The organism is Pseudomonas guariconensis, from assembly GCF_900102675.1.
Taxonomy (GTDB): Bacteria; Pseudomonadota; Gammaproteobacteria; order Pseudomonadales; family Pseudomonadaceae; genus Aquipseudomonas; species Aquipseudomonas guariconensis.
The window spans coordinates 346,103-372,086 of the sequence record NZ_FMYX01000004.1; the positions used below are offsets into that span (position 1 = coordinate 346,103).

Annotated in this window: 25 protein-coding genes; 14 read left to right on the forward strand and 11 right to left on the reverse strand. The window is 63.0% G+C overall.

Annotation, left to right across the window (positions count from 1 at the left end; all coding sequences use genetic code 11):
- The first annotated feature begins 229 nt into the window (after positions 1–229).
- Both epsC and betT read left to right on the forward strand, forming a co-directional pair.
- A complete protein-coding gene (gene epsC, locus BLS27_RS09500) occupies positions 230–1,162 on the forward strand; it encodes a serine O-acetyltransferase EpsC (RefSeq protein WP_043208361.1) in 933 nt (310 codons plus the stop codon).
- Positions 1,163–1,504: 342 nt separating this feature from the next.
- Positions 1,505–3,466: a choline transporter BetT gene (gene betT, locus BLS27_RS09505; protein WP_167358082.1), complete on the forward strand. Its 1,962-nt coding sequence runs from the start codon at positions 1,505–1,507 to the stop codon at positions 3,464–3,466.
- A gap of 74 nt (positions 3,467–3,540) precedes the next feature.
- Here the strand turns inward: betT and tauD are convergent, their stop codons facing one another.
- The 4 genes from tauD to tauA form a co-directional block, all read right to left on the reverse strand.
- Positions 3,541–4,374 carry a taurine dioxygenase gene (gene tauD, locus BLS27_RS09510; RefSeq protein WP_090344316.1) on the reverse strand — a complete coding sequence of 278 codons (834 nt, stop codon included), beginning with the start codon at positions 4,372–4,374 and terminating at the stop codon, positions 3,541–3,543.
- Positions 4,375–4,414: 40 nt separating this feature from the next.
- Positions 4,415–5,254 carry a taurine ABC transporter permease TauC gene (gene tauC, locus BLS27_RS09515; protein ID WP_090344319.1) on the reverse strand — a complete coding sequence of 280 codons (840 nt, stop codon included), beginning with the start codon at positions 5,252–5,254 and terminating at the stop codon, positions 4,415–4,417.
- Positions 5,251–6,045 carry a taurine ABC transporter ATP-binding subunit gene (gene tauB / locus BLS27_RS09520; RefSeq protein ID WP_043208280.1) on the reverse strand — a complete coding sequence of 265 codons (795 nt, stop codon included), beginning with the start codon at positions 6,043–6,045 and terminating at the stop codon, positions 5,251–5,253. Before tauB ends, tauC begins: the two co-directional genes overlap by 4 nt.
- 162 nt (positions 6,046–6,207) lie before the next feature.
- On the reverse strand, positions 6,208–7,179 hold the full coding sequence (gene tauA, locus BLS27_RS09525; protein WP_090344321.1) for a taurine ABC transporter substrate-binding protein: 972 nt from the start codon (positions 7,177–7,179) through the stop codon (positions 6,208–6,210).
- A 497-nt stretch (positions 7,180–7,676) separates the two neighbouring features.
- Here tauA and BLS27_RS09530 point away from each other — a divergent pair, with 497 nt between their 5' ends.
- The 9 genes from BLS27_RS09530 to BLS27_RS09570 all read left to right on the forward strand — a co-directional run bounded on the left by BLS27_RS09530 (position 7,677) and on the right by BLS27_RS09570 (position 15,473).
- Entirely contained in the window at positions 7,677–8,993 is a 1,317-nt protein-coding gene (locus tag BLS27_RS09530) for an OprD family porin (RefSeq protein WP_090344324.1), read from the forward strand.
- Between the two features lie 162 nt (positions 8,994–9,155).
- Positions 9,156–9,794: a peroxiredoxin gene (locus BLS27_RS09535; protein WP_090344327.1), complete on the forward strand. Its 639-nt coding sequence runs from the start codon at positions 9,156–9,158 to the stop codon at positions 9,792–9,794.
- A 440-nt stretch (positions 9,795–10,234) separates the two neighbouring features.
- The gene (locus BLS27_RS09540) at positions 10,235–10,486 is read left to right on the forward strand and encodes a DUF3077 domain-containing protein (RefSeq protein ID WP_043208284.1); all 252 of its coding nucleotides are present in this window, start codon (positions 10,235–10,237) and stop codon (positions 10,484–10,486) included.
- Between the two features lie 266 nt (positions 10,487–10,752).
- Positions 10,753–11,346: an NADPH-dependent FMN reductase gene (ssuE, locus tag BLS27_RS09545; RefSeq protein WP_070090814.1), complete on the forward strand. Its 594-nt coding sequence runs from the start codon at positions 10,753–10,755 to the stop codon at positions 11,344–11,346.
- A 92-nt stretch (positions 11,347–11,438) separates the two neighbouring features.
- Positions 11,439–12,404 carry a sulfonate ABC transporter substrate-binding protein gene (locus BLS27_RS09550; RefSeq protein ID WP_070572025.1) on the forward strand — a complete coding sequence of 322 codons (966 nt, stop codon included), beginning with the start codon at positions 11,439–11,441 and terminating at the stop codon, positions 12,402–12,404.
- A gap of 59 nt (positions 12,405–12,463) precedes the next feature.
- Positions 12,464–13,612 (forward strand): FMNH2-dependent alkanesulfonate monooxygenase, encoded by a 1,149-nt coding sequence (gene ssuD / locus BLS27_RS09555; protein ID WP_043208289.1) that lies wholly within the window; start codon positions 12,464–12,466, stop codon positions 13,610–13,612.
- A 10-nt stretch (positions 13,613–13,622) separates the two neighbouring features.
- Positions 13,623–14,417: an aliphatic sulfonate ABC transporter permease SsuC gene (gene ssuC / locus BLS27_RS09560; RefSeq protein ID WP_043208290.1), complete on the forward strand. Its 795-nt coding sequence runs from the start codon at positions 13,623–13,625 to the stop codon at positions 14,415–14,417.
- Positions 14,414–15,226 carry an aliphatic sulfonates ABC transporter ATP-binding protein gene (ssuB, locus tag BLS27_RS09565; RefSeq protein WP_090344330.1) on the forward strand — a complete coding sequence of 271 codons (813 nt, stop codon included), beginning with the start codon at positions 14,414–14,416 and terminating at the stop codon, positions 15,224–15,226. Before ssuC ends, ssuB begins: the two co-directional genes overlap by 4 nt.
- 31 nt (positions 15,227–15,257) lie before the next feature.
- The gene (locus tag BLS27_RS09570) at positions 15,258–15,473 is read left to right on the forward strand and encodes a TOBE domain-containing protein (protein WP_003255829.1); all 216 of its coding nucleotides are present in this window, start codon (positions 15,258–15,260) and stop codon (positions 15,471–15,473) included.
- A 113-nt stretch (positions 15,474–15,586) separates the two neighbouring features.
- Here BLS27_RS09570 and BLS27_RS09575 read toward each other — a convergent pair whose 3' ends face one another.
- The 4 genes from BLS27_RS09575 to BLS27_RS09590 form a co-directional block, all read right to left on the reverse strand.
- Positions 15,587–16,213 carry a TetR/AcrR family transcriptional regulator gene (locus BLS27_RS09575; protein ID WP_090344333.1) on the reverse strand — a complete coding sequence of 209 codons (627 nt, stop codon included), beginning with the start codon at positions 16,211–16,213 and terminating at the stop codon, positions 15,587–15,589.
- Positions 16,213–17,790, reverse strand: coding sequence for a glutamate--cysteine ligase (gene gshA, locus BLS27_RS09580; protein WP_167358080.1), 1,578 nt, complete (start codon positions 17,788–17,790; stop codon positions 16,213–16,215). The genes BLS27_RS09575 and gshA overlap by 1 nt, the downstream gene beginning before the upstream one ends.
- Positions 17,791–18,064: 274 nt before the next feature.
- Positions 18,065–18,448, reverse strand: coding sequence for a PaaI family thioesterase (locus BLS27_RS09585; protein ID WP_052352403.1), 384 nt, complete (start codon positions 18,446–18,448; stop codon positions 18,065–18,067).
- Positions 18,448–20,769, reverse strand: coding sequence for a Tex family protein (locus BLS27_RS09590; protein WP_090344336.1), 2,322 nt, complete (start codon positions 20,767–20,769; stop codon positions 18,448–18,450). Before BLS27_RS09590 ends, BLS27_RS09585 begins: the two co-directional genes overlap by 1 nt.
- A 231-nt stretch (positions 20,770–21,000) precedes the next feature.
- On the opposite strand from BLS27_RS09590, the gene ompR reads away from it, so the two are divergent.
- Positions 21,001–21,741 carry an osmolarity response regulator transcription factor OmpR gene (ompR, locus tag BLS27_RS09595; RefSeq protein ID WP_043208299.1) on the forward strand — a complete coding sequence of 247 codons (741 nt, stop codon included), beginning with the start codon at positions 21,001–21,003 and terminating at the stop codon, positions 21,739–21,741.
- 123 nt (positions 21,742–21,864) lie between these two features.
- Positions 21,865–23,178 (forward strand): ATP-binding protein, encoded by a 1,314-nt coding sequence (locus BLS27_RS09600; protein ID WP_070572020.1) that lies wholly within the window; start codon positions 21,865–21,867, stop codon positions 23,176–23,178.
- A 31-nt stretch (positions 23,179–23,209) separates the two neighbouring features.
- Here the strand turns inward: BLS27_RS09600 and rimK are convergent, their stop codons facing one another.
- Positions 23,210–24,115 carry a 30S ribosomal protein S6--L-glutamate ligase gene (rimK, locus tag BLS27_RS09605; RefSeq protein WP_043208300.1) on the reverse strand — a complete coding sequence of 302 codons (906 nt, stop codon included), beginning with the start codon at positions 24,113–24,115 and terminating at the stop codon, positions 23,210–23,212.
- The gene (rimB, locus tag BLS27_RS09610; protein WP_043208301.1) at positions 24,112–24,594 is read right to left on the reverse strand and encodes a retropepsin-like aspartic endopeptidase RimB; all 483 of its coding nucleotides are present in this window, start codon (positions 24,592–24,594) and stop codon (positions 24,112–24,114) included. Before rimB ends, rimK begins: the two co-directional genes overlap by 4 nt.
- Before the next feature lie 109 nt (positions 24,595–24,703).
- Between rimB and BLS27_RS09615 the strand changes: the two genes are divergently transcribed.
- Positions 24,704–25,105, forward strand: a complete 402-nt coding sequence (locus tag BLS27_RS09615; RefSeq protein ID WP_043208302.1) for an RNA-binding S4 domain-containing protein — start codon at positions 24,704–24,706, stop codon at positions 25,103–25,105.
- Between the two features lie 31 nt (positions 25,106–25,136).
- On the opposite strand, the gene BLS27_RS09620 is transcribed toward BLS27_RS09615, so the two are convergent.
- Complete coding sequence (locus BLS27_RS09620) at positions 25,137–25,937, reverse strand: phosphatase PAP2 family protein (protein WP_090344339.1); 801 nt, start codon at positions 25,935–25,937, stop codon at positions 25,137–25,139.
- Positions 25,938–25,984 lie beyond the last annotated feature (47 nt).

Genomic DNA, 25,984 nt, shown 5'->3' on the forward strand with positions numbered 1-25,984 from the left:
TGGAAATAATAAAAATTTATTTTGTTATTTCTTTTTATAAGCTTTGTCGAATTGGACAGCATTGAGGGTAGGCGAGGATTACACACTCTGTCAGCGCTGCTTATACCCGACTTAGCGCAGGATGGAATAAAGCGTTGTTTTTTCCAAGCACTGGATTTGCCGTACAGTTGAATCCATAGCGCGGCCCGCTTCCATGAAGGCCCGCACAGCCTCGATCCAGGAGACCACCGTGAGCGAACATCCATCCACCGGACACTGGCAACTGCAGACCATCGTCAGCGACCTGCGCAGCGCCCGCGAGCAATGGCGAACCCGCAATGGCCGCAGCAGCGGCGAACAGGGCGGGCGCGAGCTGCCTTCGCGCGAGGCGATGCGCCAGATTCTCGAGCAACTGTGCGGGGCGTTGTTCCCCATGCGTTTGGGCCCGGTGGACCTGCGTGAAGAGAGCGAAGACTTCTATGTCGGGCATACCTTGGATGCCGCACTCACTGCGTTGCTGGCCCAGGCGCGCCTGGAACTGCGCTATGCCTCGCGCCATGGCAAGGCCGAGGTGGAGGACGTCGACGCCCATGCCCTGCAGCTGATCCAAGGCTTTGCCGCCGCACTGCCAAACCTGCGTGTACTGCTCGATACCGACGTGCTGGCCGCTTATCAGGGCGACCCGGCGGCGCGCAGCGTCGATGAGGTGCTGCTGTGCTATCCGGGGATCCTGGCGATCATCCATCACCGCCTGGCTCATCACCTGTACCGGGCCGGGCTGCCGTTGCTGGCGCGGATCAGTTCGGAGCTGGCGCATTCGGCCACCGGCATCGATATTCACCCTGGCGCCCAGATCGGTCCGAGTTTCTTCATCGATCATGGCACCGGCGTGGTGATCGGCGAGACCGCGATCATCGGCGAGCGGGTGCGCATCTACCAGGCCGTGACCCTGGGCGCCAAGCGCTTCCCGGCGGACGAGACCGGCATGTTGCACAAGGGCGAGCCGCGCCACCCGATCGTCGAGGACGATGTGGTCATCTACGCAGGAGCCACCATCCTTGGGCGGATCACCATCGGCAAGGGCTCGACCATCGGTGGCAATGTCTGGTTGACCCGCAGTGTCCCGGCCGAGAGCAACATCACCCAGGCGAATCTGCAGTTGGAGTGTGAAGGGCAGAAATAGCCCGTAACCGATGCCTTCTATGGCGCTCCATTCGCAGTTGTAACCGCGCCTACAGGTCCGGCGCTGACGCCAGGACCGAGCTGGACTTGTAGGCGCGGGTTCAACCGCGAACGTGTCGGAATTCACTGCAAATGACCGGTTCAGCGGTCGGGCAAGGTCGCGTTGAAAGCCGATCCGTGTTTAACTTGAACGCTTGTTCAAAGTAAAAACGCTGGTCCATTGCCGGTGTTCAACAGGAGGATCCCCTTTGCTGAACCCGTTCAATCCGAGTCTTTCAACGCTTCATGAGGTGCGCGCCCAATGAGTGCACCGACCCCCTCACTTGCCAATGGCAAGATCCGCATGAACCCTCCGGTGTTCTACTTCGCGGCAAGTTTCATCCTCATCTTCGGCCTGGTGGTCATCGCCAACCCCAAAGCGGCGGGCGACTGGTTGCTCGCGGCGCAGAATTGGGCGGCCAACACGGTCGGCTGGTACTACATGCTGGCCATGACTCTGTACCTGGTCTTCGTGGTGGTCACCGCCTTGTCGGGCTACGGCAAGATCAAGCTCGGTGCCGACCATGACGAGCCCGAGTTCAGCTACCTGTCCTGGGCCGGCATGCTGTTCGCCGCTGGCATCAGCATCACCTTGTTCTTCTTCTGCGTCTCCGAACCGCTCACCCACATGCTGCAACCGCCCCAGGGCGAGGGTGGCACGGTGGAGGCCGGGCGCCAGGCAATGGAGCTGCTGTTCCTGCACTGGGGCCTGCATGGCTGGGGCGTGTTCGCCTTCGTCGGCATGGCCCTGGCGTATTTCGCCTATCGCCACAATCTGCCATTGGCGCTGCGTTCGGCGCTGTATCCATTGATCGGTAAACGCATCAACGGGCCGATCGGCTACGCCGTCGACGGCTTCGGCATCATCGCCACGGTGTTCGGCTTGGGCGCCGACATGGGCTTTGGTGTGCTGCACCTGAACGCGGGCCTGGATTACCTGTTCGACATCAGCCACAGCCAGTGGATACAAGTCGCGCTCATCGTCCTGATGATGGGCGCCGCGGTGGCTGTGGCGGTCGCCGGGGTGGAAAAGGGCGTGCGGGTGATGAGCGACATCAACCTGTTCCTGGCCTGTGCGCTGCTGCTGTTCGTGCTGTTCGCAGGCCCCACCCAGCACCTGTTCAACACGTTGATCCAAAACCTGGGCGACTACCTCGGCGCCTTGCCGCGCAAGAGCTTCGATGTCTATGCCTACGGCGAGAACCGCGACTGGCTGGGCGGCTGGACCGTGTTCTACTGGGCCTGGTGGATCGCCTGGGCGCCGTTCGTGGGGTTGTTCATCGCGCGTATTTCCCGTGGCCGGACCATCCGCGAGTTCGTCTTCGGCGTGCTGTTGATCCCGCTGGGCTTCACCCTGGCGTGGATGTCTATCTTCGGCAACAGCGCCATGACCCAGGTGCTCGACCACGGCATGACCGCCCTGGGCCAATCGGCCCTGGAAAACCCGTCCATGAGCCTGTACCTGCTGCTGGAGACCTACCCGTGGAGCAAGACCGTCATCGCGGTGACGGTGTTCATCAGCTTCGTGTTCTTCGTCACGTCGGCGGATTCCGGCACCGTCGTGCTCTCCACGCTGTCGGCCAAGGGCGGCGATGCTGACGAGGATGGCCCGAACTGGCTGCGCATCTTCTGGGGCGCCATGACCGCGCTGATCACCAGCAGCCTGCTGTTCGCCGGTAGCATCGACTCGCTCAAGTCGGCGGTGGTGCTGACGTCGCTGCCGTTCTCGCTGATCCTGCTGTGCATGATGTGGGGGCTGCACAAAGCGTTCTACCTGGAGTCCCAGCGGCAGATCGCGCAGATGCACTCGCTCGCACCGTTCGCCGTTTCGCGCCGTGGCCGGGGTGGCTGGCGCCAGCGCCTGAGCCAGGCGGTGCACTTCCCGTCACGCGATGAGGTGTACCGCTTCATGGACGACGTGGTGCGCCCGGCCATTGGCGAGGTGACTGAAGTCTTCGTGCAGAAAGGCTTGAACGTGATCACCCAGGACGACCCGAGCCACGACAACGTGAGCTTGAAGATCGGGTTGGGCGAGGAGCAGCCGTTCATCTACCAAGTGCAGATGCGCGGGTACTTCACCCCGTCGTTCGCCTTGGCCGGGTTGGGCACCCAGGAGCTGAAGAACCGCCGTTACTACCGCGCCGAGGTGCATCTGTCCGAAGGTAGCCAGAACTACGACCTGGTGGGCTACAACAAGGAGCAGATCATCAACGACATCCTCGACCAGTATCAGCGGCACATGCAGTTCCTGCATCTGGTCCGCTAGCCGCCTCATTGCAGGTAAACCCGCTCCCACAAGGATCGTTACAAACCCTGTGGAAGCGGGTTTACTCGCGACTTTCAGAACGGCGCATCCCCCAGGATGGTCGCCCGATGCATCACCCGCCGGCTCGGCCGGTAGTCGTCCACTGCATAGTGCTGGGTCACCCGGTTGTCCCAAAACGCTACGTCGTTCTCTTGCCACCGCCAGCGGATCGTGAACTCGGGCCGGGTCGCATGGGCGAACAGCAGCTTGAGCAGCGCCTCGCTCTCCTGCTCGCTCAGTTCGTTGATCCGCGTGGTGAATCCTTCGTTGACGAACAGCGCCTTGCGCCCGCTGACCGGGTGGGTACGCACCACCGGATGCGACAGCGGCGGGTTGTTGCGCCGGGTGGTCTCCCAGCGCGCCAGGTCTTCGGGCGTGGTGCCGAAGCGCTCTAGCGGGAAGGACTTGGTGAAGTCGTGGGTGGCGGTCAGGCCGTCGAGCAACTGCCGCAGCGGCGCCGATAGCGCCTCGAAGGCCGCGATGCCGCTGGCCCACAGGGTATCGCCGCCGAAGGTGGGTAACTGCTTGGCGCTGAGCACCGCGCCCAGGGCGGGTGTGGGCAGGAACGTCACGTCGGTGTGCCAGACCGCATTGTCGCGCACGTCGGTGACCGCAGTGTCGAGCACCAGCACCTGCGGGGTATCCGGCACGTTTGGGTAAATCGGGTGGATGTGCAGGTCGCCGAAGCGGGCGGCGAAGCGGGCCTGTTGCTCAGGGGTGATGGGCTGGTCTCGGAAGAACAGCACCTGGTGTTTGAGCAAGGCCTGCTCGATGGCATCGCGTTGCTCGACGCTGATATCGCAGGAGAGGTCCACGCCACTGATCTGGGCGCCGAGCGCTGGGCTCAGGGGGGTGATGGTCAGGCTCATGTCGGTCTCGCTTGAATGTTTTGTGCGGAGCAGGTGTTCATCAGTGGCTTTGCCCGTGCCAGGGCACCAGCTTGCGTTGCAGGGCGCGCAGGCCCATTTCAAGGGCGAAGGCGATCAGGGCGATCAGCAGGATCCCCAGTACCACCACGTCGGTGACCAGAAACTGCGCTGCCGACTGCACCATGAAGCCCAGGCCGCTGGTGGCGGCGATCAGCTCGGCGGCCACCAGGGTCGACCAGCCGACCCCAAGGCCGATACGAATGCCGGTGAGGATGTCGGGCAGTGCACTGGGCAGGATCACATGACGGATCAACTGCGCCCTGGTCGCGCCCAGGGATTGGGCGGCGCGCAGCTTGGCCGGGTCGACCGTGCGCACGCCGGTGGCGGTGGCGATGGCGATCGGGGCGAAGATGGCGAGGTAGATCAACAGCACCTTCGACAGCTCGCCGATGCCACACCAGATCACGATCAGCGGCAGGTAGGCCAGCGGCGGGATCGGCCGATAGAACTCGATCAGCGGGTCGAGAATGCCGCGGGCGACGCGGTTGTGGCCGATGGCCAGGCCCACCGGGATGGCCGTCAGGGCGGCGGCGACCAGGGCCAGGCCGATTCGTCCGAGGCTTGCGCCCAGGTGCTGCCAGAGGCTGGCGTCCATGTAGCCCTGCGTGAGCAAGGTCCAGGCCTTGGCCAGGATATCGGCGGGCGAGGGCAAAAACAGCGGCTCGATCCAGCCGGCGGCGGTCACCAGCCACCAGGCCAGCAGCAGGCTGGCCAGGGTCAGGGCGCTGATCCAGCGGGTGGGCAACGGGCGGCGTACCTTGGCGGTTGGGGTTGGCCGGGCGACAGGTTTGTCGGCGGCCGTCAGGTCCAGGCTGCTCATGCGGACTCCTGCCGACGGGCGGCTTCGCGTTGAGAGAACACCCGCGCCAGGACGTGCTCGCGGGTCTCGATGAAACGTGGATCGGACTTGATCGCCCGGGCCGATTCACCCGCGGCGTAGCGTTGGCCGAAATCCAGGTGCAGGCGTTCGACCACCCGTCCAGGATTGGGCGCCAGCAACACCAGCTCGCTGGCCAGGAACACGGCTTCCTCGATGTCATGGGTGATCAGGAACACCGGCTTGGCGGTGCGCTGCCAGACCTGCAGCAGTAGCTCCTGCATCTGCTCGCGGGTGAAGGCGTCGAGGGCGCCGAAGGGTTCGTCCATCAGCAGCACGCGCGGGTCGGCGGCCAACGCACGGGCCAGGCCCACGCGCTGCTTTTGCCCGCCGGAAAGTTGCCAGATACGTCGGTCGCCGAATCCCGCGAGGTCGACCAGCGCGAGCATTTCGCGGGCTTTGGCTTCGCGTTCTGCGCGGGCGACGCCTGCCAGCTCAAGGCCGAAGGCGACGTTGCCCAGGACGTTCTGCCAAGGCAGCAGTGCGTCATCCTGGAACACCACGCCGCGCTCGGCACCCGGGCCTTCGACCGGCTTGCCGTCGAGGGTGATGCGACCGGCGCTGGGGGCGACGAAGCCGGCGATGAGGTTGAGCAGCGAAGTCTTGCCGCTGCCGGAGGGGCCCAGAGCCACCAGCAACTGGCGTGGCCCCAGGCTCAGGTTGATGTCGGTCAGCACCGGGGCATCGGTGCCGGGGTACTGTGCGCTGATACGCTCCAGTTCGAGCAAGGCCATGGCAGGCTCCGTCGTGACGTGTCGTGCGAGGGTGGGGCGTTGCGCGGTCTTGTGGGACCGGGGTTACCCGCGAATGCTGTTTCGAACTGACTGGCACATTCGCGGATAACCCGCTCCCTTATGCAGTGCGCTGCTCTCGTGGGAGAGCGGCCCCCATTTGGATCAGTTGGGCAGGTACTGGGCGCTGACGTACGGTGAGTAGTCCGGCAGCACCGCCTCGACCTTGCCCTGTTGCTTGAGGAAGTTGGCCGTGTCGGTCAGTGCCTGGGTGGTCGGAGCACCCAAAGCGCTGGCCTGGTCGCTGGCCAACGGGTAGATGTTGCCCTGCAGCAGTACCGGGATGTCGGTGGGCTTGGCGCCAGACAGCTTGGCCAGCTTGCTGACGTTGTCGGGATTGGCCAGCCAGGCTTTCGGGTCCTTGCGGTAGTCGGCGTAGGCGTCGAGGGTGACCTTGGCGAACGATTTGACGATGTCCGGGTGCTTGGCGGCGAAGTCTTTACGCACGATCCACGCATCGAAGGTCGGGGCGCCTTTGCTGGCCAACTCGCCGGAGGTGATCAGTACTTTGCCGTTCTCCTTGGCCACGCCCAGGGCGGGGTCCCAGACGTAGGTGGCATCGATGTCGCCACGCTTCCAGGCGGCGATGATCGCAGGAGGGGCGAGGTTGAGGATCTGCACCTTGCTCGGGTCGATGTTCCAGTTCTTGAGGGCGGCCAGCAGGCTGTAGTGGCCGGTGGAAACGAACGGCACGGCGACTTTCTTGCCGACCAGATCCTGCGGCGTCTTGATGCTGTCGCGGGCGACCAGCGCTTCGCCTGCGCCAATCTGGGTGGCGATCAGGAAGGTCTCCACCGGCAGCTTGCGGGTGGCCGCGGCAGCCAGAGGGCTGGAGCCCAGGTAACCGATTTGTACGTCGCCCGAGGCCACGGCGGTGATCACGTCGGCGCCATTGTCGAATTTGCGCCAGTCGATGCTGGCCTTGCTGGCTTTTTCATAGGTGCCATCGACCTGGGCGACCTTGGCTGGGTCGACGGTGGTCTGGTAGGCGACGGTCAAGTCGGCGGCCTGGGCAAGCCAGTTGGCGCTGGCGAGGGTCAGGGCGGCGAACAGGCGCAACGGAGTGTGCGGGATCATGGATGAGCTCCTCGTCAGGCAAATCAGGGCTGGGTTGACGAGAGACTAAGTGATCTAAGAAATCAAAAATAAATAACTTTTTAGAATTAGCTTAGGAGCCAATGGCTGGTTTTATTGATCGGAGGGTCAGCTTCACTGGCAAAGCCAGAAATGGCAGCTACGCTTTTTCGGTTTTGCGAGGACGTGAAGTCAGTTATGGGCAAACGTTTGCAAATAACCATTAGGAATAAGGAAATATGGTTTATACAACGAAGGGGAGTAAAGGTTCCAAATATATTCCTTAAAAATCTTAAAAAGTCATAAAACGGTCATTTTGGATTTATAGGATTGTCATTATCCTGTGGCGCAAGTGGCGTCTTAGACCAAAGTCGCGAAACGATTGGTAACGATTGACTTCGCAGACACTGTTTGGTGCTAAATCGCCCAATCCATGGCGAGCGGGGCAACAGATCCTGCCGCTTGAGATACACAAGAATTAGAACGTAGAGGAGCAAAACATGTACAAGTCCAGCCTGGCCCTGGCCGTGGCACTGGGGGTTCTCGCCCAACAAGCAGGCGCTGCCGGTTTCGTTGAAGACAGCAAGCTGTCTGTGAGCTCGCGCACCATGTATTTCAATAACGATAACCGTGAACCTGGCGGGAGCGACAACCGTGAATCGGGTCAGGGCTTCAAGCTTGACTACTTGTCCGGTTTCACCGAAGGCACCGTTGGTTTCGGTGTTGATGTTCAGGCCCTGTGGGGTATCCATCTGGATGGTGGCAAGGGGCATCACCCGGATACCAGCAGCTTCTTCCCAAGCGACAGCGACGGCTCCGCAGTGGGCCAATGGGCACGCATTGGGGGTAACGCGAAAGCACGGTTCTCCAAGACCGAAGCGCACTTCGGTAGCGCCCTGGCACCGAACCTGCCGATCCTTGTCTCCAACGATGGCCGTCTGCTGCCGCAGACCTTCGAGGGTGGCACCATCACCTCGAAGGAAATCGACAACCTGACCATCAACGCAGGTCAACTGACCCATGCGATGGGCCGTGCTTCCAGCAACCGTACAGGTCTCTCTGTCCAGGGTGCTACCCAGGAAAGCAACAAGTTCCGTTACGCCGGTGCTGACTGGAAGGTCACCAAAGACCTGACCCTGCAGTATTACTACTCCAACCTCGAAGACTTCTACAAACAGCACTTCCTGGGCGCGACACACGTGTTCCAGATCGCTGATGACCAGTCGTTTAAGACCGACCTGCGCTATTTCGACAGCAGCAAGGATGGCCGCAACGGCGAAGCGGGTTACGAGTTCAAGAACAACAACGGCTACGCCAAGAACCCTGGCGAGGTTGATAACAAGACCTGGTCCGCCATGTTCACCTACACCCTCGGTGCCCACTCTCTGATGCTCGGTCATCAGCAGGTCAGCGACGATGGCGGTTTCGTATGGCTGAACCAAGGCAGCCTGGTCGACGAAGGTGCTGGTGGGTCGAGCTTCTATCTGTTCACCGACAGCATGATCAACCAGTTCGCCAAGGCTGGTGAGAACACTACCTTCGGTCAGTATTCCTATGACTTTGCGCGGCTGGGCGTGCCGGGCCTGAAGGCTTCCGTGGCCTACTTGCGTGGCGAGGATGGCCGCAGCTCCGATGGCCATGGCACCTTCAGTGAATGGGAGCGTGACGCACGGATCGATTACGTGCTGCAGGAAGGTACCCTCAAAGGTCTGGGCTTCAGCCTGCGCCAAGGTGTCTACCGCGGCACCGGTTCGGGATCGGCGAAGGACCAGGATCAGACTCGCTTCATCGTGAACTACACTTACAACTTCCTGTAAGTCGTAGCTGCACAAAAAGCCTCGCCTAGCGCGAGGCTTTTTTATGTCTGTAACTCGAAATGCCTAATGGTTATAAATAAATCAATATTTATTCTTTTTGTTTTTAATCGAATGCAGGCACATTGAATCCATCGACCAGACACAGCACAGGAGCCCACCCCCATGAGCCTCAAACTCGGTGACATCGCCCCCGATTTCGAACAGGAATCCAGCGCCGGCATGATCCGCTTTCACGAATGGCTGGGCAACAGCTGGGGTGTGCTGTTCTCCCACCCGGCCGACTTCACCCCGGTGTGCACCACCGAGCTGGGCCTGACCGCCAAGCTCAAGGACGAATTCGCCAAGCGCGGTGTCAAGGCCATCGCCTTGTCGGTGGACCCTGTCGATTCCCACACTCGCTGGATCGATGACATCAACGAGACCCAGAACACCGTGGTCAACTTCCCGATCCTCGCCGATGCCGATCGCAAGGTGTCCGACCTGTACGACCTGATCCACCCCAACGCCAGCGACACCCTGACGGTGCGCTCGCTGTTCGTCATCGACCCCAACAAGAAGGTGCGCCTGACCATCACCTACCCGGCCAGCACCGGGCGCAACTTCAATGAAATCCTGCGGGTGATCGACTCGCTGCAACTGACCGACAACCACAAGGTGGCCACGCCAGCGAACTGGCAGGATGGCGACGAGGTGGTGATCGTGCCTTCGTTGAAAGACGAAGATGAAATCAAACAGCGCTTCCCCAAAGGGTACCGGGCGGTCAAACCCTATCTGCGCCTGACCCCGCAACCGAATCGTTAAGGAATCCTCGTTGCATTGCTCTTAGCCATAGCAGGGATCTTTGGGCCGTTTCGACGGCCCTTTTTTATGCGCGGAGATTAGTGGTGTCCCCTGTAGGAGCGTGCCGACCTCCAATGTGTCGGATATTTCCGAACCTCAAGCCAAGCGCTTCAGGCCTTTGCAGGTAACGACCTATCCTACGCACCTGCCGGAAGCCGCTGCATTGTTGGGGCAACACCCCGGGGATAACGCCGCCGGGTCGTCCTGTTTGGCGACCGGGTGTGAGAACCCGACTGCGTAGAGAGCTGGCCTTCCTGTTATGGCAGCCGTGCCCGGGCAGACTTCGGTCTGGCCGAGTTCCTCTTGCGCCTCGGTTTCTCACCCCGCGTGTACGGCTGCCACCCTACCTCGTGAGAAAGGCTCTGGTGGTGGTGATCCTGTAACCGCGCAGAGAGCTGACCATGGAAAAGCCCATTATCTGGAAAACCGCAGGCGTCCAGACCTGCCTGGACTTGTACCGCATCCAACCCGACATCCCCTTCCAACAAGCCTTCGACGAACTCTCCGTGTTGCTGGGGTGCATCCGCCATCTGACCTGCGAGGCGGAGATGGAAGGCGACCAGATGTCAGGCAGCGCCGCCCGGATCCTCAGTGCCATGGCCAAGGCCTTGATCGACGATATGGAAGTTGGGATGAATCGGGGCTGTGATTAGTTGCTCCGAGGCACCTCTTCGCGGGTAATCCCGTGCCTAAAAGGATCACCGCCCACCCTGTGGAAGCGGGTTTAGCCGCGAATGCGTCAGTGCATTCCCCATCGCATCCACAGGCGTACCCAGCGAAATCACTGAATAGACAAAATGGAATAAACAAATGAAAAAATATGATTTCTAGATATATATGACTGCCTGTTAATGTCGATTCCATTCCAGCGAGGCCAACTCCTCGCGGCCCTGCAATCGAATCGAAGGAAGCGTTTTTCATGCTGGTTGTTTCTCTCGGTGGTAGCCCCAGTACCCGTTCACGCTCCGGCGTGCTGCTCGAGCGCTCGCGCCAGTGGCTGCAGGATCGTGGCGTGGAGGTGGTGACCTTCCAGGTGCGCGAATTCCCGGCCGAGGACTTGCTCCACGCCCGCTTCGACAGCCCACAGGTCCAGCACTTTCAGCAACTGGTCGCCCAGGCCGACGGCCTGGTAGTCGCCACGCCGGTGTACAAGGCGTCTTTCGCCGGTGCGCTGAAAACCCTGCTCGACCTGCTGCCTGAGCGCGCGCTGGAGCACAAGGTGGTCTTGCCGATCGCCACTGGCGGCAGCATCGCCCACATGCTGGCGGTGGATTACGCCCTCAAGCCGGTGCTGTCGGCACTCAAGGCGCAAGAGACCCTGCAAGGGATCTTCGCCGACGACAGCCAGATCGCCTACGGCGAGCACGGCAAGCCCGCGCAACTGGCCGCCGCACTCGAGGCGCGGCTTGAGGATTCACTGGAACTGTTCCACAGCGCCTTGGCCCGACGGCCCAAACCCGTGGCCCCGGGCGTGCTCAACGAACGCCTGCTCACTGCCCGCTGGAGCATCTGAGCCGGCATCACCGCTTCACCGTTTTCCCACCTTACTCGCCCGCCAACGGGCAAGCAGGTGCAACCCGAACCCAACTCGCACAGGAGAGCGCCATGCGCACAGTCTTCTTGCGTCGTGGTCTGGTCGCCCTGTTTGCGGCGGCTGTGTCCTTCGGCGCCATCACCCAGGCCCAGGCAGAAAGCCTGCGTATCGGTTATCAGAAATACGGCACCCTGGTGCTGCTCAAGGCCAAGGGGTCGCTGGAGAAGCGCTTGGCCGAGCAAGGCATCCAGGTGCAGTGGACCGAATTCCCCGGCGGCCCTCAGTTGCTCGAAGGGCTGAACGTCGGCTCCATCGACTTCGGCGTTACCGGCGAGACCCCGCCGGTGTTCGCCCAGGCCGCCGGTGCCGACCTGCTCTACGTGGCCTACGAGCCGCCAGCACCGCACAGCGAGGCGATCCTCGTGCCCAAGGGCTCGCCCGTGCAGTCGGTGAAAGACCTCAAAGGCAAGAAGGTCGCCTTCAACAAAGGCTCCAACGTCCACTACCTGTTGGTCCGCGCCCTGGAAGACGCAGGCCTCAAGTACAGCGACATCCAACCGGTCTACCTGCCGCCGGCCGACGCCCGCGCCGCCTTCGAGCGTGGCAGTGTCGATGCCTGGGTCATCTGGGACCCGTACCAGGCCGCTGCCGAACAGCAGCTGCAAGCCCGTACCCTGCGTGACGGCAAGGGCCTGGTCGACAACCACCAGTTCTATCTGGCCACCCGCAAGTACGCCACTTCACACCCGGCGGTGATCCAGACCTTGGTCGACGAGGTGCGTGCCATCGGCCAGTGGTCGCAGGCCAACCCGCAGGAGGTCACCGACCAGGTCGCCCCGCTGCTCGGCCTGCCTGCCGACATCACCCTCACGTCCGTCAAGCGCCAAGGCTTCGGTGCCAAGCCGCTCACGCCTGAAGTGGTCGCCGCCCAGCAGAAGATCGCCGACACCTTCCAGGCGCTGAAGCTGATTCCCAAGCCCTTGAGCATCAAGGACGTGATTTGGACACCCCCCGCCAAGGTCGCCACCGCGCCTTGATCGATTCGCTGCGGCCGGGGCTGCTCCCGGCCCGAGCCACCCTTGAGGAGACAACTCCAATGAGCCTTAACATTTTCTGGTTCCTCCCGACCCACGGTGACGGCAAGTACCTGGGCACCAACGACGGCGCCCGCGCGGTCGACCATGGTTACCTGCAGCAGATCGCCCAGGCCGCTGACCGCCTGGGCTTTGGTGGCGTGCTGATCCCCACCGGGCGTTCCTGCGAGGACTCCTGGCTGGTGGCCGCCTCGCTGATCCCGGTGACCCAGCGCCTGAAGTTCCTGGTGGCCCTGCGCCCAGGCATCATTTCGCCGACCGTGGCCGCACGCCAGGCCGCGACGCTGGATCGCCTGTCCAACGGTCGCGCGCTGTTCAACCTGGTGACCGGCGGCGACCCGGAAGAACTGGCCGGTGATGGTCTGCACTTGAACCATCAGGAGCGCTACGAAGCCTCCGTGGAATTCACCCGCATCTGGCGCAAGGTGCTCGAGGGTGAGGTGGTCGATTACGACGGCAAGCACATCCAGGTCAAAGGCGCCAAGCTGCTCTATCCGCCGATCCAGCAACCGCGTCCGCCGCTGTACTTCGGCGGATCCTCCGACGCTGCCCAGGACCTGGCTGCCGAACAGGTCGAGCTGTACCTGACCTGGGGCGAGCCGCCGGCTGCGGTGGCGGAAAAGATCGCTCAGGTACGTGAGAAAGCTGCCGCGCAGGGTCGCGAGGTACGCTTTGGCATCCGCCTGCACGTGATCGTCCGCGAGACCAACGAAGAGGCCTGGGCGGCCGCCGACAAGCTCATTTCGCACCTGGACGATGACACCATCGCCCGTGCCCAGGCATCCCTGGCACGTTTCGATTCTGTGGGCCAGCAGCGTATGGCCGCCCTGCACGGCGGCAAGCGCGACAAGCTGGAGGTCAGCCCCAACCTGTGGGCCGGCGTCGGTCTGGTGCGCGGCGGTGCCGGTACCGCGCTGGTGGGCGATGGCCCGACCGTGGCCGCACGGGTCAAGGAATATGCCGCGCTGGGCATCGATACCTTCATCTTCTCCGGGTATCCGCACCTGGAAGAGTCGTATCGGGTCGCCGAGCTGCTGTTCCCGCACCTGGATGTGCAGCGCCCCGAACAGCCCAAGAGCGGTGGTTACGTGAGCCCGTTCGGCGAGATGGTCGCCAACGACATCCTGCCCAAGTCCGTGGCGCAGAGCTGAGGGCCTGGCCATGAGTCGAGCAACTTCTTCCTGGTCGAAGCGCCTGGCACCCTGGGCCTTGCCACTGCTGCTGTTGGCGGTGTGGCAGTTGGCGGTCGCAAGCGGCTGGCTGTCGACCCGCATCCTGCCGGCGCCGAGCGCGGTGGTCAGCGCCGGCGTCGAGTTGGTGCGCAGCGGCGAGATCTGGACGCACCTGGCCATCAGCGGCTGGCGCGCGGCCTTGGGCTTTGTGATCGGCGGCAGCATCGGCCTGGTGCTGGGCTTCATCACGGGTCTGTCGAACTGGGGCGAGCGTCTGCTCGACAGCTCGGTGCAGATGATCCGCAACGTGCCGCATCTGGCGCTGATTCCCTTGGTGATCCTGTGGTTCGGCATCGATGAGTCGGCCAAGATCTTCCTGGTGGCGCTGGGGACGCTGTTCCCCATCTACCTCAACACCTACCACGGCATCCGCAACGTCGACCCGGCGTTGGTAGAGATGGCGCGCAGCTATGGCTTGTCGGGCTTCGGCCTGTTCCGCCAGGTGATCCTGCCGGGCGCGCTGCCATCGATCTTGGTGGGCGTGCGCTTCGCCCTGGGTTTCATGTGGTTGACGCTGATCGTCGCCGAGACCATCTCGGCCAATGCCGGTATCGGTTACTTGGCGATGAATGCCCGTGAGTTCCTGCAAACCGATGTGGTGGTCCTGGCCATCGTCCTGTACGCCGTGCTCGGCAAGCTTGCCGACCTGGCCGCCCGTGGCCTGGAGCGTGTCTGGCTGCGCTGGCACCCGGCCTATCAACCGGCGAAGAAGGAGGGCGCATGACCGTGCTCAAGGAACAACCGCCGCGCTTGCTGCGCGGTATCCCCCTGGCTGTTCAGGGCGTGCGCAAGGCGTTTGGCCAGCGCGAGGTGCTGCGAGGCATCGACCTGCACATTCCGGCCGGCCAGTTCGTCGCTATCGTGGGGCGCAGTGGCTGCGGCAAGAGCACCTTGCTGCGCCTGCTGGCGGGCCTCGACCAGCCCAGCGCCGGCCAGTTGCTCGCCGGTGCCGCGCCCTTGGATCAAGCCCGCGAGGAAACCCGGCTGATGTTCCAGGACGCGCGCCTGCTGCCCTGGAAGAAGGTGATCGACAACGTAGGCCTGGGGCTGTCCGGCAACTGGCGCGCCGATGCGTTGCAAGCCTTGGAAGCGGTCGGCCTGGCCGAGCGCGCCCATGACTGGCCAGCGGCGTTGTCGGGCGGCCAGAAGCAACGTGTGGCCCTGGCCCGGGCACTGATTCACAAACCACGCCTGTTGCTGTTGGACGAGCCACTGGGTGCGCTCGATGCCTTGACCCGGATCGAGATGCAGCAACTGATCGAACGGCTGTGGCACCAGCACGGTTTTACCGTGTTGCTGGTTACCCACGACGTCAACGAAGCCGTCGCCGTGGCAGATCGGGTGATCCTCATTGAAGACGGCGCCGTCGGCCTGGACCTGAGTGTCGACCTGTCGCGTCCGCGAGCGCGTGGATCGCACCGCCTGGCGGCGCTGGAAAGCGAAGTCCTCAACCGTGTTCTCGCCGTACCGGGCACGCCGCCCGAGCCGGAACCTGTAGCCCCTTTGCCCACGCAGCTGCGTTGGGCGCACTGAACCCAAGAAGCCCTAGAGAAGGAATCACATCATGACCATCAAAGCCATCAACGTTCGCAACCAGTTCAAAGGCACCGTGAAGGAAATCCTCGAAGGCCCGGTGCTTTCGGAAATCGACGTACAGACCGCCTCTGGCATCGTCACCTCGGTGATCACCACCCGTTCCGTGCGTGAGCTGGAACTGCAGGTGGGCAGCGAAGTGATCGCCTTCGTCAAATCCACCGAAGTGTCCATCGCCAAGTTGTAAGGGTGATGGGGCGCTGTGCGCCCCTCGCGCGACGCAAGGCCGCTCCTGCAGGGTGCACGATGCCCGGCAGCAGTGGCCTTGTGTCGTGAGAGGATCCGCAGCGGTCCTGTGGTTCAGCGCTTGGGCAGGAACGGCGGCAGGTACAGCCCCAGGTACGCCTCGAACACTCGCTTGCCTTCCTCGGCCATGCGTGGGGTGATCTGTTCGTGCAGTTGCATCGAGCGCGCATAGACCCGGTCGCTCAGCTCCATGGCCAGGGCGAATACATGCACATCCCTGGGCATCGCCGGTAACTGGAAGTGCTGGTCGAACAGCTTGTGCATCAGTTCGCCCAGCTCCAGGTCGTGCTGGCGGTCGGCCTGCACCACTTCGCTCAGGCCATGTTGGGCGAGGATCAGTTGGCGTGCGGCCGCATCTTCGTTGTAGATGTCCAGCATGCGCTGCTCGATCAGCCGTGACAGGTCGTGCCAAGTGCTGAACGCGCTGCTGTCGATAGGGGCGCTCAGGGCTTCGCGAAACGCCAGATGCACGTCAGCGGTCAAGGCTTCGAGCAGCGCCGGTACGCTGGCGAAGAAGTGGTACACCGAAGACGGCGGGATCTGTGCCCGCTCGGCCACACTGTAGATCGACAGGCCCGCCACGCCTTGATCGGCCAACAGTCCGCGCGCCGCGGCGAGGATCGCGTCGATCCTGGCCTGGCTGCTGGCGCGTGGCTTGCGCGGGCTGGTGGCGCGGCTCATCAGTTGCTGATGGCCAGGATACTGGCCTGATAGGCACCCACGAACAGGTCGAAGTCACCGACTTCCTGCTGCTCCAGGCGCGACTGCTCGGCCAGCGACTCGCGCGCCAGGGTCTCGAAGGCCTGCTGGCGCTCGACGCTCAGCGGTTGCTCGCGGAAGGTTCCGGCATGCAGGCGGCTTTGACGCAGGGAGAACTGGACAAAGGTTTCGTTGTGTTCGGCCATGCGCGCCAGCACCTGGGCCGACGGCGTCAGGGAGGCATCGTCGACCTTGGCCTGCTGTGCGGCCAACGCCTTGGCGTGTTCTTCGCCGCCCTGGGCACGGTCGAGCAGTTCGGCCAGTGGGGCGATACGGGCGATCAGCTCGCTGGCCCAATCCTTCAGCCCGATGGGCTGGCCGTTGCGACGAAGTTCGAGGCCCGGACGGCGGCCTTCCTTGACCACGGTGAGGAAGTTGTTGGTGCACTGGCCGCATTCGCCACTTTCGAGCAGCGGGCTGTCGTCCAGGGCGCAGAACAGCAGGAAGGCATCGAGGAAACGTGCCTGGGGAAGATCGATACCCACTGGCAGGAACGGGTTGATATCCAGGCAACGCACTTCGACGTACTGCACGCCGCGGGAGGTCAGGGCCTGGATCGGACGTTCGCCGGTATAGGTGACGCGCTTGGGGCGAATGTTCGAGTAGTACTCGTTCTCGATCTGCAGGATGTTGGTGTTCAGCTGGACCCACTCGCCATCCTTGTGCGTGCCGATCTCGACATAGGGCGGGTAGGGCGTGCCGACCGCCTTGCGCAGGCTGTCGGTGTAGCTGGCCAGGTTGTTGTAGCAAGGCGTCAGGCCAGCCTGGGCATTGCTCTGGTAGCCCAGATCGCTCATGCGCAGGCTGGTGGCGTAGGGTAGGTACAGGGTTTCGGCATCCAGCTCTTCGAGCTGATGCGGGTGGCCACGCAAGAAGCCTTTGTCCAGGGCGGGCGATGCGCCGAACAGGTACATCAACAGCCAGCTGTAGCGGCGGAAGTTACGGATCAGGGCGATGTACGCCGCCGACTGATAGTCGCGGTCGTTTTCCTCGCTGCCTTCGGCTGCGCGCAGCAGCGGCCACAGCGCCTCGGGCAGGGAGAAGTTGTAATGGATGCCGGCGATGCACTGCATGGTGCGGCCGTAGCGCAGGGCAAGGCCCTTGCGGTAGACATGCTTGAGCTTGCCGATGTTGGAGGTGCCGTACTCGGCGATCGGGATGTCCTCCTCGGCCGGCAGCGTGCAGGGCATGGACGGGCTCCACAGGTACTCGTCGCCGAGCTTGGCATAGACGAAGCGGTGGATCTCGTCGAGGCTCTCGAGCACCTTGGCCGGGTCCGCCAGGGCGGGGGTGATGAACTCCAGCAGCGACTCGGAATAGTCAGTGGTGATCTGCTCGTTGGTCAGCGCCGAACCCAGGGCCTCCGGGTGCGGCGTTTGGGCCAGGCGACCTTCGTCGGTCACACGCAGGCATTCGCGCTCAATACCGTGCAGGCACTGCTTGAGCAGGGGGAGATTGGCGCCGAGCAGGCTCAGGCGGCGGTTGAGGAGTTCGCTCAAGATGTATTCCTTCACGCGTCAGTCGCCCCAATATGGGGGTAGGGATGACGGTCTACAAGGGTAGTTGGAAAAGGAACTGGCGTTGTCGCCTGGTTTGTCTGGGTTTTCAGCAGTGCCAGTGCCGACTGCGGCCGCGTCGCAGCCCATCGCAGGCCTCGCCATCACCCCCAGGACCTGATGTTTAGCCTGAGGACGCGGGCGAGGCCTGCAATGGGGCGCGCAGCGGCCCCGATACTCGATAACGCCGAAAATACCGCAGATAAGCCTTGGTGAGCTAGAGAACCGCGAAGGTTCCTTGTGCCTTGGCCACGCGCTTGTCGCCCTGGAATACGTCGGCGTCGACCACCAGTGTGCGGCGCCCGGCGTGCAGCACCTGGGCGGTGCACACGACTTCACCGTCACTGACTGCGCGCATGTAGTTGATCTTGCATTCGATCGTCACGCTCTGCTGATCGAAGCCATGGCTGGCCGAGCAGGCCAGGCCCATGGCGATGTCCACCAGGCTGAAGATCGCCCCGCCGTGCAGCTTCTGGCCGCGGTTGCGTAAGTGCGGCTCCAGCGTCAGGGCCACCTCGGCTACGCCCGTCTCCAGGCGTTGCAGGCGGCAGCCCAGGAGTTGGCTGAAGGCGCTTTCAACGTATTCGGCCGGGATCTGCATCACTTCTTCTTCAACTGCTTGGCGTTGGCGAACAGCGCGGCCATGGCGTTGTTGGCCGGTGCGGCTGCGGTTTCACGCGGGCGCGGTGCCTGTTGCTGGCGGTTGCCGCCATTGCCACGATTGCCACCACGGTTGCCTTCGACCTTCTCGCCGGGTGTGTCGCTCATGCGCATGGACAGGCCGACCCGCTTGCGCGGGATGTCCACTTCCATGACCTTGACCTTGACCACGTCGCCGGCCTTGACCGCCTCGCGCGGGTCCTTGACGAACTTTTCCGACAGCGCCGAGATGTGCACCAGGCCGTCCTGGTGCACGCCGATGTCGACGAAGGCGCCGAAGTTGGTGACGTTGGTCACCACACCTTCGAGGATCATGCCGGGCTCCAGATCCTTGAGGTCCTCGACCCCTTCCTGGAAGGTCGCGGTCTTGAACTCAGGGCGTGGATCGCGACCGGGCTTGTCCAGTTCCTGAAGAATGTCGGTGACCGTTGGCAGACCGAAGGTCTCGTCAGTGAACTTCTTTGGGTCCAGGCGCTTGAGGAACGCGCTGTCGCCGATCAGCGAGCGGATGTCGCGGTCGGTATCGGCGGCGATGCGCTGTACCAGCGGGTAGGCTTCCGGGTGCACCGCCGAGGCGTCCAGCGGGTTGTCGCCGTTCATTACCCGCAGGAAGCCTGCGGCTTGTTCGAAGGTCTTCTCGCCCAGGCGGCTGACCTTCTTCAGCGCCGCACGGGTGGTGAATGGGCCGTTGGCGTCGCGATGGGCGACGATGTTCTGGGCCAGGGTGGCATTCAGGCCGGAGATGCGGGTCAGCAGGGCCACGGAGGCGGTGTTGACGTCCACGCCCACGGCGTTCACGCAGTCCTCGACCACCGCGTCCAGGCCGCGCGCCAGCTTCACCTGAGAGACGTCGTGCTGGTACTGGCCGACGCCGATGGATTTGGGGTCGATCTTCACCAGTTCGGCCAGCGGGTCCTGCAGGCGTCGGGCGATGGAGACCGCGCCACGGATCGAGACGTCCAGGTCCGGGAACTCGCGGGCTGCCAGCTCAGAGGCGGAGTAGACCGACGCGCCGGCCTCCGAGACCATGACCTTGGTGATCTTCAGGGCGGGGTATTTCTTCACCAGCTCGATGATCAGCTTGTCGCTCTCGCGGCTGGCGGTACCGTTGCCCATGGCGATCAGCTCCACCGAGTGCTTGGCGCACAGCGCGGCGAGAATGGAAAGGGTGCGGTCCCAGTCATTCTTCGGTGCGTGAGGGTAGACCGTGGTGTGGTCGAGCAGCTTGCCGGTGGCATCGACCACCGCGACCTTGCAGCCGGTACGCAGGCCCGGGTCGAAGCCCAGGGTGGCGCGAGGACCGGCGGGCGCAGCGAGCAGCAAATCGTGCAGGTTATGGGCGAAGACGTTGATCGCCTCGCTCTCGGCGTTGTCGCGCAACTCGCCGAACAAGTCGGTTTCCAGGTGGGTGTACAGCTTGACCTTCCAGGTCCAGCGCACCACTTCGGCCAGCCACTTGTCGGCCGGACGGTTGCGGTTTTCCAGGCCAAAGTGGTTGCCGATCATCAGCTCGCAGGGGTGCAGTGTGCCTGGCAGTTCCTCGCCTACCTTCAGCGAGGCGGTCAGCACGCCTTCGTTGCGCCCGCGGAAGATCGCCAGGGCGCGGTGCGAGGGCACGCTGCGCAGCAGTTCGTCGTGGGCGAAGTAGTCGCGGAACTTGGCGCCTTCTTCTTCCTTGCCGGCGACCACGCGGGCGCTGAGCACCGCTTCCTGCTTGAGGAACACGCGCAGCTTGTCGAGCAGGGCGGCGTCTTCGGCGAAGCGCTCCATGAGGATGTACTTGGCCCCTTCCAGGGCGGCCTTGACGTCGGCCACGCCCTTGTCGGCATCGACGAAACGCGCCGCTTCGGCTTCCGGGGTCAGTTGCGGGTCGTTGAGCAGACCGTCGGCCAGTTCGCCCAGGCCGGCTTCCAGGGCGATCTGGCCCTTGGTGCGGCGCTTTTGCTTATAGGGCAGGTAGAGGTCTTCAAGGCGGGTCTTGGTGTCGGCCAGCTTGATCTCGCGGGCCAGCTCCGGGGTCAGCTTGCCCTGCTCCTCGATGCTGGCCAGGATGCTGGCGCGGCGCTCGTCGAGTTCGCGCAGGTAGCGCAGGCGCTCCTCCAGGTGACGCAGCTGGGTGTCATCCAGGCTGCCGGTGACTTCCTTTCGGTAACGGGCGATGAAAGGCACCGTCGAGCCTTCGTCCAACAGGGCCACGGCCGCTTCGACCTGCTGCGGGCGAACGCCCAGTTCCTCGGCGATACGGCTGTTGATGCTGTCCATGAGAACCACCTGACAAATAATGAATGCTGGAGGCCGCAAGGGGGCATTCAGGCCCGGCGGCGCAGGGTGAAAGCGGCGCATTATACCCATCGTGCCGGGCTTGCGGTGATAGCGCCGGGCCAGCCTCGGCCAGGCGGGAAGTGGCGCCATGGGAAAAATCTGCTAACAATGCACACGGCACGCGTTGTCATGGCTACGCCATAATGCGCGGCGATACCAAAGGAGTTATTCATGACCAGCACCGCAAATACCGCTGAAGGCGAGAAGATTCTCATCGTCGATGACGATCCGGGGCTGAGCAGCCTGCTGGAACGTTTCTTCACCAGCAAGGGCTATCGTGCCCGCGCGGTGCCCAACACCGAGCAGATGGACCGCCTGCTGGCCCGTGAGGTCTTCAACCTGGTGGTGCTCGACCTGATGCTGCCCGGCGAGGACGGCCTCTCTGCCTGCAACCGCCTGCGCAAGGCCAACAACCAGATCCCGATCATCATGCTCACCGCCAAGGGCGACGAGCTCAGTCGCATCAAGGGCCTGGAGCTGGGGGCCGACGATTACCTGGGCAAACCTTTCAACCCGGACGAGCTGATGGCGCGAGTCAAGGCCGTGTTGCGTCGCCAGGCCCCGAGCGTACCGGGTGCCCCTGGCAGCGAGGACGAGACCGTCACGTTCGGCGACTACGAACTTTCACTGGCTACTCGCGAGCTCAAGCGTGGCGATGAAGTGCACATGCTGACCACCGGCGAGTTCGCCGTGCTCAAGGCGCTGGTCATGCACGCTCGCGAGCCGCTGACCCGCGACAAGCTCATGAACCTGGCTCGCGGCCGCGAGTGGGATGCGTTGGAGCGGTCCATCGATGTGCAGATCTCGCGCCTGCGCCGCATGATCGAGCCGGACCCTTCCAAACCGCGCTATATCCAGACCGTGTGGGGTGTAGGCTACGTCTTCGTGCCGGACGGAAACGCCAGCAAATGAACATGAGCCTGCAGGCTTGCCATCACGCACCAGGGCGACCCGATGGGGTCGCCCTGTTTGCGTCTGGATCAGGCCCGCACCCTGTCGAGCCCCGCCCGTGAGCGCAGCGCAGTAGTTGTCCAGATGAAAACGCCTCTTTGGTTCCCGCAAAGCTTCTTCGCCCGCACCCTGTGGCTGGTGCTGATCGTCGTCCTGTTCTCCAAGGCCTTGACGCTGGTGTACCTGCTGATGAACGAGGACGTGCTGGTCGATCGCCAGTACAGCCATGGCGTGGCCCTGACATTGCGCGCCTATTGGGCCGCCGACGAGGAGAACCGCGACAAGATCGCCGAGGCGGCAGGGTTGATCCGGGTCACCGGCTCCGGTGTGCCGGAGGGTGAGCAGCATTGGCCCTACAGCGAGATCTACCAACGCCAGATGCAGGCCGAACTTGGCGATGACACCGAGGTGCGGTTGCGCATCCACGCGCCGCCTGCCTTGTGGGTCAACGCGCCGAGCCTGGGCCCCGGCTGGTTGAAGGTGCCTTTGTATCCGCACCCGCTGCGGGGGCAGAAGATCTGGAACGTGCTGGGCTGGTTCCTGGCTATCGGTTTGTTGTCCACCGCTTCGGCGTGGATCTTCGTGCGCCAGCTCAACCAGCCGCTCAAGCGATTGGTGTTCGCTGCCCGGCAGCTGGGCCAGGGGCGCAGCGTGCGGTTGCCGATCAGCGACACACCAAGCGAGATGACCGAGGTGTACCGGGCCTTCAACCAGATGGCCGAAGACGTCGAGCAGGCCGGACGCGAGCGTGAACTGATGCTGGCGGGAGTGTCCCATGACTTGCGCACCCCCCTGACCCGCCTGCGCCTGTCGTTGTCATTGATGGCTAACGACAGTGAGCTGACCGATGACATGGTCCGCGACATCGAGGATATGGATGCGATCCTCGACCAGTTCCTGGCCTTCATCCGCGATGGTCGGGACGAGCCGGTGGAAGTGGCCGATCTGGGCGCACTGGTTCGCGAAGTCGTGGCGCCTTACAACCAGCCGGAGGAGCGGGTGCGCCTGTGCCTGGAGCCGATTCCGCCGTTCCCGCTGCGTCGGGTGTCGCTCAAGCGCATGCTGGGTAACCTGATCGGTAATGCCTTGCATCATGCGGGCAAAGGGGTCGAAGTGGCGGCGTACGTGTCGGGTGACCAGAGCGCGCCCTATGTGGTGCTCAGCGTACTGGACCGAGGGACGGGGATAGACGAGTCGGAGTTGGAGACCATCTTCAACCCCTTCATCCGCGGAGATCGTGCCCGAGGCGGCAAGGGCACCGGGTTGGGGCTCGCGATCGTCAAGCGGATCGCGGCCCAGCACGGGGGCAATGTCGAGTTGCGCAATCGTTCCGGTGGCGGAATCGAAGCGCGGGTAAGGTTGCCATTGGGGTTGCTGTTGCCCCGTAACGCCGTTTGATGCCCTGTCATGGCTCCGCGGCTGTGTTGGCTCAGCCCTTGCCTTTGGTTCGTGTCTGGTTCGGCCCGCCGTTCTTCTCCAGATGTTCGATGATCATCCCGGCCACGTCCTTGCCGGTGGTGACTTCGATCCCCTCGAGCCCCGGCGAGGAGTTCACCTCCATCACCAGTGGCCCGTGATTGGAGCGCAGGATGTCCACCCCCGCCACGCTCAAACCCATGACCTTGGCCGCACGAATGGCGGTCATGCGCTCTTCGGGGGTGATCTTGATCAGGCTGGCGACGCCGCCGCGGTGTAGGTTGGAGCGGAACTCGCCAGGCTTGGCCTGGCGCTTCATCGACGCGATGACCTTGTCGCCGACGACGAAGCAGCGGATGTCGGCACCGCCCGCTTCCTTGATGTATTCCTGGACCATGATGTTCTGCTTCAGGCCCATGAATGCCTCGATCACCGATTCGGCGGCCTTGGTGGTTTCGCACAGCACCACGCCGATGCCCTGGGTGCCCTCGAGCACCTTGATCACCAAGGGGGCACCGTTGACCATCTGGATCAGGTCGGGGATGTCATCCGGCGAATGAGCGAAACCTGTGATCGGCAGGCCGATTCCGCGACGCGACAGCAGTTGCAGGGAGCGCAGCTTATCGCGTGAGCGGGCGATGGCCACCGACTCGTTGAGCGGGTAGACACCCATCATCTCGAACTGGCGCAGCACCGCGCAGCCATAGAAGGTGACGGACGCGCCGATGCGCGGTATGACTGCGTCGAAACCTTCCAGCGGTTTGCCGCGATAGTGGATCTGCGGTTTGTGGCTGGCGATGTTCATGTATGCGCGCAGGGTATCGATCACCACCATCTCGTGACCACGCTGGGTACCGGCTTCGACCAGGCGGCGGGTGGAATACAGACGCGGATTGCGCGACAGCACAGCGATCTTCATGCAGCACCTGTGACAGGGGAAAGGGTGGCCGGAAAGGCCGGTTTGTCCTGAACGTACTTAAGGCCAGGATTGACTACCAGCTGGCCGTGAATCAGCGCCTTGGAACCGAGCAGCAGGCGATAGCGCATGTTTTTGCGACAGGCAAGGGTGAACTCCACCTCCCAGACCCGGTCGCCCAACGCCAGCGGCGTACGGATCACATAGCGGACCTGGGCTTGGCCGTTGGAGCTCTTGATGGTTTTCATCGTGACCAACGGGGCTTCGCAGCGACGGTGGCGAAGTTGCACCACTGACCCCAGATGAGCGGTGAAGCGCACCCAGGACTGGCCGTCGCGCTCGAACGGTTCTACGTCCGTGGCGTGCAGGCTGGAGGTGCTGGCGCCGGTATCGATCTTGGCGCGCAGGCCCGCCAGGCCGAGGTCGGGCAGGGCGACCCACTCGCGCAGGCCGATTACAGTCAGATGGTCAAATGTCTTCACGAAACACGCCCTGCGAATGAGGTGGTGAACTGTAAGCACGGCACGGACTTTTTGCATCCGCAAGTTACGGTAGTACAGTTCCGTGAAAGACAGAATTCGAGGTAATGGGATGGCCCACAAAGCGGAAGAAGACGACAAGGTACGCCTGGATAAATGGCTATGGGCGGCGCGGTTCTACAAGACCCGGGCCCTGGCCAAGGCGGCCATTGAGAGTGGCAAGGTGCATTGCCGGGGAGAACGCTGCAAGCCGGGCAAGGAGCCTCGGGTAGGTGACGAATTCGTGCTGCGTACCGGATTCGATGAACGTACCGTAGTGGTCAAGGCCTTGTCGGATGTACGTCGCGGAGCGCCGCAGGCGCAGGCCTTGTACGAAGAGACCGAAGAAAGCGTTCGGCGTCGTGAACAGGCTGCCCAGATGCGCAAGGCTGGCGCGCTCGGTGTGACCACCGATGGGCGGCCGACCAAGAAGCAGCGGCGCCAGATTCATCAGCTGCATGGCAGTTATGAATGAGTAGGGGCCGCAGCGCGGCCCCGAAGGCCATTCAGGCCGTGCGAATGACGCTCATCCTGCCCACCAGCGGCAATCGTGCCAGCCAGCTGAACAACGGGGCGGTCCAGCGCAGTAATACCGCACTGGCTTTTGCCGCCAGCGGTGTGTAGCAGCTCCAGCCCAAGGCCAGCACGGCCATCAGCAATCCGCCGATATAGTCGTCCTGCCCCCAATGGGCGCCTGCCACCAGGCGCGGCAGCATGAACAGCAATGCCAGGCCCCAGATCACCAGCCGCTGCAGCAGGGTGCGGCTGAACAGGGTCATGAACAGCGCCCAGATCAATAGCACCGAAGCGTGATCGCCAGGGAAACTCTGGCTGGAGCGATCCTTCAGTTCCCACTTGGCTTCCAGATTCGGGTAGTAGTCGCTCAGATGGACTACGTTGTCGAAGACCATCGATGGGCTGTTGTGTTGCCAGCCCATGATCGCTACCCACTTGGAAAACAGTACGCGAACCACCACTAAGAGGAGCAGCGTTACCAGAAAACCGAAGAAGGCTTCGCGCACCTGGGTCGCCTTGAACACCCAATTGCCCCGGATCAGCAGGGCCAGCAAGATCAAGCCGACGACAATATCGAAAGGACGCAGACTGCCGATCGTCCAGACGTATCGCCAGAGGGTGTTGTCGGCCAACGGCGCGTTGAGGCTGTGGAACAGCCACTCGTCTAAAGTCAGACATAGGATCTGGCCAAAAGGCCATAACCAGAAACACAGTAGAGCAACAGGCAGCAGGGTACAGGCTACGAGGGGTCCCCAGGACCACCTTGCTTGGAACAGTGGTCGATTGTCCATAAAATACCTCTATTACCAACGGGGTTAAGAGCGTCTCGTGGACGCTC

Bases quoted from the DNA above. Each gene is read 5' to 3' on its own strand.
- ssuE (WP_070090814.1), top strand. From the start codon at position 10,753: ATGCTGGTTGTTTCTCTCGGTGGTAGCCCCAGTACCCGTTCACGCTCC.
- BLS27_RS09620 (WP_090344339.1), bottom strand. From the start codon at position 25,937: ATGGACAATCGACCACTGTTCCAAGCAAGGTGGTCCTGGGGACCCCTC.
- ssuB (WP_090344330.1), top strand. From the start codon at position 14,414: ATGACCGTGCTCAAGGAACAACCGCCGCGCTTGCTGCGCGGTATCCCC.
- BLS27_RS09535 (WP_090344327.1), top strand. From the start codon at position 9,156: ATGAGCCTCAAACTCGGTGACATCGCCCCCGATTTCGAACAGGAATCC.
- BLS27_RS09575 (WP_090344333.1), bottom strand. From the start codon at position 16,213: ATGAGCCGCGCCACCAGCCCGCGCAAGCCACGCGCCAGCAGCCAGGCC.
- BLS27_RS09570 (WP_003255829.1), top strand. From the start codon at position 15,258: ATGACCATCAAAGCCATCAACGTTCGCAACCAGTTCAAAGGCACCGTG.
- BLS27_RS09540 (WP_043208284.1), top strand. From the start codon at position 10,235: ATGGAAAAGCCCATTATCTGGAAAACCGCAGGCGTCCAGACCTGCCTG.
- tauC (WP_090344319.1), bottom strand. From the start codon at position 5,254: ATGAGCAGCCTGGACCTGACGGCCGCCGACAAACCTGTCGCCCGGCCA.
- BLS27_RS09530 (WP_090344324.1), top strand. From the start codon at position 7,677: ATGTACAAGTCCAGCCTGGCCCTGGCCGTGGCACTGGGGGTTCTCGCC.
- BLS27_RS09550 (WP_070572025.1), top strand. From the start codon at position 11,439: ATGCGCACAGTCTTCTTGCGTCGTGGTCTGGTCGCCCTGTTTGCGGCG.
- betT (WP_167358082.1), top strand. From the start codon at position 1,505: ATGAACCCTCCGGTGTTCTACTTCGCGGCAAGTTTCATCCTCATCTTC.
- tauD (WP_090344316.1), bottom strand. From the start codon at position 4,374: ATGAGCCTGACCATCACCCCCCTGAGCCCAGCGCTCGGCGCCCAGATC.
- BLS27_RS09585 (WP_052352403.1), bottom strand. From the start codon at position 18,448: ATGCAGATCCCGGCCGAATACGTTGAAAGCGCCTTCAGCCAACTCCTG.
- BLS27_RS09590 (WP_090344336.1), bottom strand. From the start codon at position 20,769: ATGGACAGCATCAACAGCCGTATCGCCGAGGAACTGGGCGTTCGCCCG.
- tauB (WP_043208280.1), bottom strand. From the start codon at position 6,045: ATGGCCTTGCTCGAACTGGAGCGTATCAGCGCACAGTACCCCGGCACC.
- rimK (WP_043208300.1), bottom strand. From the start codon at position 24,115: ATGAAGATCGCTGTGCTGTCGCGCAATCCGCGTCTGTATTCCACCCGC.
- ssuD (WP_043208289.1), top strand. From the start codon at position 12,464: ATGAGCCTTAACATTTTCTGGTTCCTCCCGACCCACGGTGACGGCAAG.
- tauA (WP_090344321.1), bottom strand. From the start codon at position 7,179: ATGATCCCGCACACTCCGTTGCGCCTGTTCGCCGCCCTGACCCTCGCC.
- BLS27_RS09615 (WP_043208302.1), top strand. From the start codon at position 24,704: ATGGCCCACAAAGCGGAAGAAGACGACAAGGTACGCCTGGATAAATGG.
- BLS27_RS09600 (WP_070572020.1), top strand. From the start codon at position 21,865: ATGAAAACGCCTCTTTGGTTCCCGCAAAGCTTCTTCGCCCGCACCCTG.
- ompR (WP_043208299.1), top strand. From the start codon at position 21,001: ATGACCAGCACCGCAAATACCGCTGAAGGCGAGAAGATTCTCATCGTC.
- ssuC (WP_043208290.1), top strand. From the start codon at position 13,623: ATGAGTCGAGCAACTTCTTCCTGGTCGAAGCGCCTGGCACCCTGGGCC.